Annotated in this window: 8 protein-coding genes; 4 read left to right on the forward strand and 4 right to left on the reverse strand. The window is 75.4% G+C overall.

What is annotated here, in order from left to right:
• Position 1 precedes the first annotated feature (1 nt).
• On the reverse strand, positions 2-2,914 hold the full coding sequence (locus tag H9657_RS18385) for an AfsR/SARP family transcriptional regulator (protein ID WP_191784890.1): 2,913 nt from the start codon (positions 2,912-2,914) through the stop codon (positions 2-4).
• A gap of 371 nt (positions 2,915-3,285) precedes the next feature.
• Between H9657_RS18385 and H9657_RS18390 the strand changes: the two genes are divergently transcribed.
• Together H9657_RS18390 and H9657_RS18395 are read left to right on the forward strand one after the other, a co-directional pair.
• A complete protein-coding gene (locus H9657_RS18390; RefSeq protein WP_318241599.1) occupies positions 3,286-3,807 on the forward strand; it encodes a DUF2243 domain-containing protein in 522 nt (173 codons plus the stop codon).
• Positions 3,792-4,661 carry a cytochrome c oxidase assembly protein gene (locus tag H9657_RS18395; protein ID WP_318241600.1) on the forward strand — a complete coding sequence of 290 codons (870 nt, stop codon included), beginning with the start codon at positions 3,792-3,794 and terminating at the stop codon, positions 4,659-4,661. Before H9657_RS18390 ends, H9657_RS18395 begins: the two co-directional genes overlap by 16 nt.
• On the opposite strand, the gene H9657_RS18400 is transcribed toward H9657_RS18395, so the two are convergent.
• The 3 genes from H9657_RS18400 to H9657_RS18410 form a co-directional block, all read right to left on the reverse strand.
• The gene (locus H9657_RS18400) at positions 4,621-4,908 is read right to left on the reverse strand and encodes a DUF805 domain-containing protein (RefSeq protein ID WP_191784899.1); all 288 of its coding nucleotides are present in this window, start codon (positions 4,906-4,908) and stop codon (positions 4,621-4,623) included. The genes H9657_RS18395 and H9657_RS18400 overlap by 41 nt on opposite strands.
• 72 nt (positions 4,909-4,980) lie before the next feature.
• Positions 4,981-6,060, reverse strand: a complete 1,080-nt coding sequence (hisC, locus tag H9657_RS18405; protein WP_191784891.1) for a histidinol-phosphate transaminase — start codon at positions 6,058-6,060, stop codon at positions 4,981-4,983.
• Positions 6,061-6,203: 143 nt separating this feature from the next.
• On the reverse strand, positions 6,204-6,710 hold the full coding sequence (locus H9657_RS18410; RefSeq protein ID WP_191784892.1) for a MarR family winged helix-turn-helix transcriptional regulator: 507 nt from the start codon (positions 6,708-6,710) through the stop codon (positions 6,204-6,206).
• 85 nt (positions 6,711-6,795) lie between these two features.
• On the opposite strand from H9657_RS18410, the gene H9657_RS18415 reads away from it, so the two are divergent.
• Positions 6,796-8,103 (forward strand): multidrug effflux MFS transporter, encoded by a 1,308-nt coding sequence (locus H9657_RS18415; protein WP_191784893.1) that lies wholly within the window; start codon positions 6,796-6,798, stop codon positions 8,101-8,103.
• A 92-nt stretch (positions 8,104-8,195) separates the two neighbouring features.
• Positions 8,196-8,570, forward strand: a complete 375-nt coding sequence (locus H9657_RS18420; protein ID WP_191784894.1) for a phage holin family protein — start codon at positions 8,196-8,198, stop codon at positions 8,568-8,570.
• Positions 8,571-8,613: the final 43 nt, after the last annotated feature.

The following is an 8,613-nucleotide window of genomic DNA, read 5'->3' on the forward strand; positions in this document are numbered from 1 at the left end:
GCTACCGCAACGCGGCGTCGACCGTCATGCGTGCGAGGAACTCCTGGACCGCGCCCGCCTCCTCCGCACCCAGCTGCCGGAACCGGTCCAGGGCCCGTTCCGCGTCGCGCCGCGCCTCCCGCTCACCCGCGGGGCCGTCGCGGGCGGCGCGCACGCGCGCGAGGCCGAACAGCGCCAGCGCCTCGTGGTAGAGGTCCCCCATGTCCTCGCACAGGTGCAGGCCGTGCGCGAAGCGCCGCTGCGCGGCGTCGTGGTCGCCGAGCCCGTCGGCTGCGAGCCCCAGGTTGACCAGCAGGTTCGCCTCCAGGATGCGGTGCCCCTCGACGCGAGCGATCGCGAGGGCCGGCTCCCCGTGCCGCACGGCCGCGTCCCAGTCCCCGAGCTCGGCGTACAGCTCGCACAGCACGTCGCCCGCCGCGACCTGGTAGTAGCCGTCCCCGAGGTCCCGAGCCGCGGCGTGCGCGTCGTGGGCCGCGACGAGCGCCGCGTCGTACTGGGCGGCCTCCCGCAGCGTGGACGCGAGGTTGCTGACGACGCTCACGCGGTACCACCACCCGTCGCCGTCGAGCAGCCGCAGCGCCTCCCGCAGCCGCTGCACGGACGCGTCGTTGCGGCCCAGCCGCGAGCAGGCCACGCTCTCGTGGTTGAGCAGGACGGCCTGCGCTCGCGTGTCGCCCAGCGCACGTGCGGAGCGCGAGGCGACGCGCAGGGAGTCGAGCCACTCGGTGGCGCCGGCCGCCGCGTAGTACGTCTCGAAGAGCAGGGCGACCAGCTGCCACACCAGCAGGTGGTGGCCGTGCGCGTGCCCGTCGCGCAGCAGCGCGGTCATGTTGGCGAGCTCGGCGAGCGTCCAGCGCAGCAGTGCCGCGTCGTCCGCGAGCCGGGGCAGCTCGTGGCGCGGCGGCGGCGGGTCGAACTGCAGGCGCCGGTGATGGGTGCTGGCGACGAGCGTGCACACGTACCAGGCGAGCAGACGCTCGCGGGCGGCCGCGCGGTCGTCCTCGCCGAGCTGCTCCGCGAGCTCGGAGGCGTGCGCGCGCGTGAGGTCGTGCATGGCGTACCGGCCGTCGACCGCCTCGAGGAGGTGGTGGTCGTGGAGCTGGTCCAGCAGCTGCACGGCACGCTCGGGCGCGACGTCCACGAGGGCCGCCGTCGCGAGCACCGACGTGCTCTGGCACGGCAGCGCCGCCAGCAGGCTGAGCGTGCGCCGCTGCTCCGCGTCGAGCGCCGCGGTCGAGGTCGCCAGGACGCCGCGCACGGACGCCGACGGGCCGTCGTCGAGGTCCAGCACGTCGAGCCGGTGCCGGGAGTCCACGAGCCGCGCCACCATCTCGCCGATCGACGCACCCGGGCCGGTCTGGACCTGCTCGGCGGCGATGCGCAGGGCGAACGGCAGCGCGTCGCACAGCTCGACGAGGCGGCGTGCCGCGGCGGGCTCGCGGGCCACGACGTCGGCGCCGATCGTCCCCTCGAGCAGCTCACGCGCCTCGGCGGGCTCGAAGCGGGCGAGCGGCACGCTGCGGGCGCCGTGCCGGACGGCGAGGCCGCCCAGCCGGTCACGGCTGGTGACGAGCACGAAGCACGACGGGGACCCCGGCAGCAGGTCCTCGATCTGCTCGGTCGACGCGGCGTTGTCGAGCACCACGAGCAGGCGACGGTCCGCGACCATGCTGCGCCACAGCGCGACGAGCTGGTCGTGCTGCTGCGGCGCGGACAGCACCCCGAGGCCCGCCAGCAGCTGACGCAGTGCGTTCGACGGGGTGACGGGTGGGTGACGGGGGTCGAAGCCGCGCAGGTTCACGTAGAGCTGACCGTCGGTGAAGCGGTCCCGGAGCATGTGGCCGGTGCGCACGGCGAGCGTCGTCTTGCCGACGCCACCGACCCCGACGACCGACACGACGCGCGGGCCGTCGGGCCCTGCGGCCACGCGCAGCACCTCCACGAGCTCGCGCGAGCGGCCGACGAAGGTGGCCAGGTCCGGCGGGAGCTGCGCGGGGGTCACACGCGGGTCCGCGGACGGTGGCGCGGCGGGCGGTGGCGCGGCGGCCTCCGGTCGGCCAGGCGGCTGCGTGGACGACGACGCGGCGACCTCGGGCGTCGCGTCACGGTGCGGCCCCGGCGGGCCGGACGTCGGCGGGCGCCGGGGGGCCGGGTGCCGCGCCCCGGGCACGGCGAGGATCCGCGCGTGCGTGGCGCGGGCGGCTGCGCCCGGGTCGATGCCGAGGCCCTCGGCGAGCTGGCGCCGCAGGTCGTCGTACTGCTCGAGCGCCGCCGCCGTGCGTCCGCTGCCCGCGAGCGCCGACATGAGCGCGCACCTCAGACGCTCGTCGTAGGGGTGCCTGCCGACCTCGGGCGTGAGCCGGTCGGCTGCGTCCGCGAGCACCGCCGGACCGGCTCCGGAGGCGACGAGCGCCTCGGTGCGCTCGACGAGCAGTCCCACGCGCAGCTGCGCGAGACGCGCGCGCTGCTCGGCTGCGAACGGCCCGGGCACACCGGCGAGCGCGTCGGCCGACGGCCACAGGCCGAGGGCCCCCTCGATCGCGGCCACCGCCGCGCGCGGGTCCGACGCCTCGCGGGCGTCGCGTGCACGGCGCTCGACCTCGAGCGCGTCGACGGCGGCCGCCGGGACCGCCAGCAGGTAGCCGGTCGGCGTGCGGCGCAGCACGTCGGGCCCCAGGACGCGACGCAGCCCGGACACGTACGTGTGCACGCTCCCGCGTGCGCTCGCCGGTGCGCCCTCGCCCCACGTGCCGTCGACGAGCGCGTCGTGGGCGACGGCCCGCCCCGCGCGCAGCGCGAGCCCCACGAGCACGGCGCACTGCTTGGGCGCGCCGAGGTCGACCGGGCGGTCGTCGACCAGCGCGTGCGGCGCACCCAGCAGGCGCAGGCGCAGCGACGTGGACGCAGGTGGCACGAGGCTCCTCGGGAGCACGGCGCGGGACACGCCTGCCGAGCGGGAGGGAGAGGACGGGACGAAACGGGACACCGGATGGTGACCGCTTGAGTTGTACTGGTCGGGCCGCCCACGCGTCAACGCGCCCTCTGACTGGTGCACCCGTGCGCGTGAACCGGCTGTGACACGCGCGTGCCCGTCGCAGCGTGACTCGCCCGCACCGCGCGTCGTCGGCGCCTGGCTGCGTGGCGCTCGTCACGCCACCGGTCCCGCATCGTGGACGCGGCGGCACGACCCGCCGGGGCGCCGTTCGACGGCCGCTCGCGGTGGCACGCCTGCGCCCGGTGGGCCACGCTCGGTCCCACCCTCGGCATCGACCCCCGGGAGGAGCCGTGACCGCGAGGTCCCCGCACGCACAGCCGCCGGCACCCGGCCCACCCCGCGCGGGCCGCTCCCCGACGCACGCCCGCCGCTCGGCAGGAGCCGCCGCACTCGTCGGTGCGGGCGTCATGGCGGCGGTCGACGAGATCGTGTTCCACCAGGTCCTCGCGTGGCACCACTTCTACGACCGCGGCACGCCGGACGTCGCCCTGCTGTCCGACGGGCTGCTCCACGCCGCCGAGCTCGTCGCCCTGGTCGCCGGGTTCTTCCTGCTGCTCGACCAGCGCCGTCGCGGCGCCCTCGTCGTCCGGGCGGCGTGGTCCGGGTTCTTCCTGGGCGCGGGCGCGTTCCAGCTCTTCGACGCCCTGGTCGACCACAAGGTGCTGCGCGTCCACCAGATCCGCTACGGCGTGGACCTGCTGCCGTACGACGTCGCGTGGACGGGCAGCGCGGTGGTCCTCCTCGCGGTGGGGGCGCTCCTGTGGGTGCGGCGGCCTGCCGCCACGGACGGGCCGGCGTGCTCGCTGCGGTGATGCCGGCGCACGGTCCCCACGCCGGTCACGACGCACCGGCGTGGGGACCGGACGCGCTCGTGCCGCTCGTCCTCGCCGTCGTCGCCGCTGTCGCGTACGTCACCGCGACCCGCGCGTACCACCGCGGGCGCCTGCGGCCGTGGCGCCCGGCTCGCACCGCCGCGTGGCTCACCGGGTGCGCGCTGGTGGCCGCCGCGTTCTCCCCCGTGCTCGTCGTCGTGCCGGGCGACGCGAGCCGGCACATGGTCCAGCACCTGCTGCTGGGGATGCTCGGGCCGCTCGCGCTCGCGCTGGCCGCACCGGTGACGCTGCTGCTCGGCGTCGCGTCACCGGCCACCCGGCGCGCCGTGGGCCGGGTGCTGCGCGCCCGCCCCGTCCACGTGCTGGCGCACCCGGTGACGGCGGCCGTCCTGCACGTCGGGGGCATGGCGGCCCTCTACCTGACGCCGCTGTACGCGCTGACGACGCGCTCCGCCGGCGCGCACGCGTTCGTGCACGCGCACTTCCTCCTCGCGGGCTACCTGTTCGCGTGGGCGCTCGCCGGTCCGGACCCGGCGCCGCGGCGTCCCGGCACGGCGACGCGGGTCGCCGTGCTCGTCGTCACGGGCGGTGCGCACGCGGCGCTGGCCAAGCTGCTGTACGCGCACGCCGACCGCCTGCCCCCGGGCGGCGTCCACACCGTCGCGGAGGTCGAGGCCGCCGCGCAGTGGATGTACTACGGCGGGGACGTCGCCGAGGTCCTGCTCGCGGTCGCGGTGCTGGCGGGCTGGTACCGGTCGCGCGCACGACGCGAGCGCCGGGTGCCCGGTCCGCTCAGTAGCGCCCCTGCGCCCGCAGGCGCTCGTTCTCCTTGAGCACGGGCCACGTGCTGAAGGCGAACACCAGGAACATCACGAGATTGAGCACGGGCACGAGTCCGACCAGCACCCACCACCCGGAGTAGCCGGCCTTCTGGATGATGCGCACGTACGCGACGAGCATGACCACGTAGGCGCCGATGAGGACCGCCAGCCCGATGCCCCCGGCCAGCCAGTCGGTCCACTGCGTGGCGGTGTCGGAGGTGTCGACGACCGACGGGAGACGCATCAGCACGGTGTCCATGTTTCATGGTGCTCCCGGCCGTGCGGCACGGCGAGGCGAACCGGGCGAGGACGTGCTGAACGTCCGCCCAGGTCAGCGCGGTGCGTGCGCCGCCGCGACCTCGAGGAAGATGTCCGTCGCCTCCGACTCGCCCACGCTCACGCGCAGGCCGTCCCCGGCGAACGGGCGCACGATCGCACCGGCCTGGGCGCAGCGCTCCGCGAACGACGTGGTGCGGTCACCGAGCGCGAGCCACACGAAGTTCGCCTGGCTGTCGGGCACGTCCCAGCCCTGCGCGCGCAGGCCCGCGAGCATGCGGACCCGCTCGGCGACGATCGCGTCGACGCGGACGAGCAGCTCGGTCTCGGCGCGCAGCGACGCGAGCGCGGCGAGCTGCGCGACGTGCGAGACCCCGAACGGCGTCGAGGCCGTGCGGATCCCCGCCGCGAGCCGCGGACGGGCGACGGCGTACCCGACGCGCAGGCCCGCGAGGCCGTAGGCCTTGGAGAACGTGCGCAGGACGACGACGTTGGGGTGCTCGGCGAGCAGTGCCAGCCCGTCGGCGGCATCGGGGTCGCGGACGAACTCGACGTAGGCCTCGTCGACCACCACCAGCACGTCCCGCGGCACCGCGGCGAGGAACGCCCGCAGCTCGGCGTCGCGCACCGCCGGGCCCGTGGGGTTGTTGGGCGTGCAGACCAGGACGACGCGCGTGCGCTCGGTGACCGCCGCCGCCATCGCGGGCAGGTCGAGGCGGCCGTCCGCGCCGACGGGCACCCGGACCTGCTGCGCGTGCGCGAGGGTCACGGCGATCGGGTACGCCTCGAAGGAGCGCCACGGCAGGACGACCTCGTCGCCGGCCTCGCACACCGCCATGAGCACGTGCCCCAGGACCGCGACGGACCCGGTGCCGGCCACCACGGACTCGGGGGCGACCCCCAGCCGCTGCGCGATCGCCTCGGCGAGCTCGGTCGCGTACATGTCGGGGTAGCGGTTGACGTCGACGGCGGCGTCGGCGATCGCCGCGACGACGGACGGCAGGGGCGGGTACGCGTTCTCGTTGGACGACAGCTTGTACGCGGCGGCCCCGACGGCGGCACGCGCACCCGGGACGTACGCCGGCAGCCCGGCGAAGGCACGACGGAGAGGAACGCGACTCACGGGCGCCAGCATGCCACCCCCACCCCCGCGAGAGAGCAATCCGGTCCCCCACCCCCGCCCCCCTTCGTCCGCGAGAGAGCAATCCCGTCACCCCACGCCCACCCCCCCGTCGGTGAGAGAGCAATCCAGTCCCCGACCGGCTCGCGGCGTCGGCCTCAACGCGCCGGGGCGCCCCCGGGGGTGTTCTGCTGCGCCCTCAGCTGACGGTCGAGCGCCTGCAGGGCGTCGACCGCGGCCGTGAGCGCTGCCGCCTGCTCGGCGGGCAGCGCGGCGAGGGCGTCGACGATCGGCCCGGCCCAGCCCTCGGCGATGGCCTCGTGCTCGACCCGCGCGCGCTCGGTCGGGACGAGCCGGGTCACGCGCCGGTCGTCGGGGTCCGGCTCGCGCGCGACGAGGCCGCGCTCCCCCAGCGTGCGCAGCGCGGCGCTGGTGTTGCTCTGGCGCAGGCCGAGCTGGCGGGACACCTCGCCGACCGACAGGCCCGGGGACTCGAGCACGTGCATGAGCACCGCGAGCTCGGTGGTCGGCAGGGGCTCGATCCCGGCGACCTGCGGGGTGCGCCGGTGGATCGTCCAGGCGAGGTCACGCAGGACGCCGGTGACGTCGGCGCTCACCGAGCCGGTGCCCGGGGGGCCGTCGGCTGCCGGCTGCGGTGTCACCATGATCACAGCCTAGCGCATATGTTGACATAGATATGTTGGCATATCTATCGTGGGTCGATCCCCAGCACCCCCGGAAGGCTCACCTATGCCCGCGTCCACCGACGCCCCCGCACGTCCCGTACCGACGCTCGCGCCCGTGCTCGTCGCCACCCTCGCGCTGCTGACGGCCGTCGCCCCCCTGTCCATCGACATGTACCTGCCGGGCTTCCCGGCCATGGCCGCCGACCTGGGCACGACCGCCAGCGGCATCCAGCTGACGATGACCGCCTTCCTGCTGGGCCTCGGCCTCGGCCAGCTCTTCATCGGCCCGCTCTCCGACGGCGTCGGACGCCGCCGCCCGCTGCTCGCCGGCACCGCCCTGTGCCTGGTCGCGAGCGTGGTCTGCGCCGTGGCCCCGAACGTCGAGGTGCTCACTGGCGCCCGGTTCCTCCAGGGCGTGGGCGGCGCCGCCGGCGTCGTGCTCGCCCGCGCGATCGTCTCCGACACCTCGCGCGGTCCCGTCGCGGCGAAGCTGCTCGGCGTGCTGACGATCGTCAGCGTCATCGCGCCCGTCGTGGCGCCCCTCGTCGGCGGCCTCATCGTGGCGCAGTCCGGCTGGCGGCTGGTGTTCTGGGTGCTCGCGGCCGTCGTGGCCGTCATGCTCGTCGGCTCCGCCCTGCGGGTCCGCGAGACGCTGCCCGTCGCCCACCGCACGCGCGGCGGCATCGCCACGACCTTCGCGACGGCCCGCGAGGTGCTCGCCAACCGGCACTACACCGGGTACGCCCTGACGTTCTCGTTCGCGTTCGCGGGCCTGTTCGCGTACATCTCGGCGTCGCCCTTCGTCGTGCAGAACATCCTCGGGCTGTCCGAGGCGCAGTTCTCCCTCGTCTTCGCGCTCAACGCGCTGGCCATCACCGCGACCAGCGCGGTATCCGCCGGGCTCGCCGGCCGCGTGCCCTACCGCACGATGATCGGCACCGGGCTGGCGGCGATGACCCTCGCCGGCGCGGGCCTGCTCGTCACGGTGCTCAACGGCGTCCCGATCGTCCCGACCCTCGTGCTGTTCGCGCTGTTCCAGGGCTCGCTCGGCCTCGTGTTCGGCAACGCCACGGCCCTCGCGCTGGGCGAGGCCGGGCGCCACGCCGGTACCGGGTCCGCGTTCCTCGGCTTCCTGCAGTTCGGGCTCGCGGCCGTCGTCGCACCGCTCGTCGGCATCGCGGGCGAGGCCACGGCGGTCCCGATGGGCATCGCCATGGTCGTCTCCGCCGTGCTCGCGGTGGTCTCGTTCGTGGTCCTCACGCGCGGCGCCACCGAGCCGCAGCCGCACACGGACGACGTCGTCGCCGACGACGCCCAGCGCGGCACCGAGCCGTCGAACGCGGCACTCGTGGCTGCCGCGCCCGGCGCGTGAGTGCCGCGCTCGGGGGATGAACTCAGCCGGCGGGCACGCGGGCGGCGGGTCTGGTCCTGCGCGATCCGCCCTCGAAGGGGCAGGATCAGGACATGGGATTCGTCGTGCGCGTGCTCGTCAACGGTGTCGCCATCTGGTTGGCCACCGTCATCCTGCCTGGCATGACCGTGGTCGGCGGTGACTCGACCGCAGGCTCGGTCGGGGTCATCCTGCTCGTCGCCCTCGTGTTCGGCATCGTCAACGCGATCGTCAAGCCGGTGGTCGCGCTGCTCTCCATCCCCCTCTACATCCTCACGCTCGGCCTGTTCACGCTCGTCGTGAACGCGCTGATGCTCGTGGTCACCGAGTGGATCACCGAGCAGACGTCATGGGGGCTGCGGATCGACAACTTCGGCACCGCGGTCCTCGGGGCGCTCATCGTGTCGCTCGTCAGCTTCGCGCTGTCGTCGATGACGTCGAGGGACTGAGGACGCCTCACCGTCCCGTGGGCCCCCCCCCCCCCCCGGCCCC

Source organism: Cellulomonas avistercoris, from assembly GCF_014836445.1.
Classification (GTDB): Bacteria; Actinomycetota; Actinomycetes; order Actinomycetales; family Cellulomonadaceae; genus Cellulomonas; species Cellulomonas avistercoris.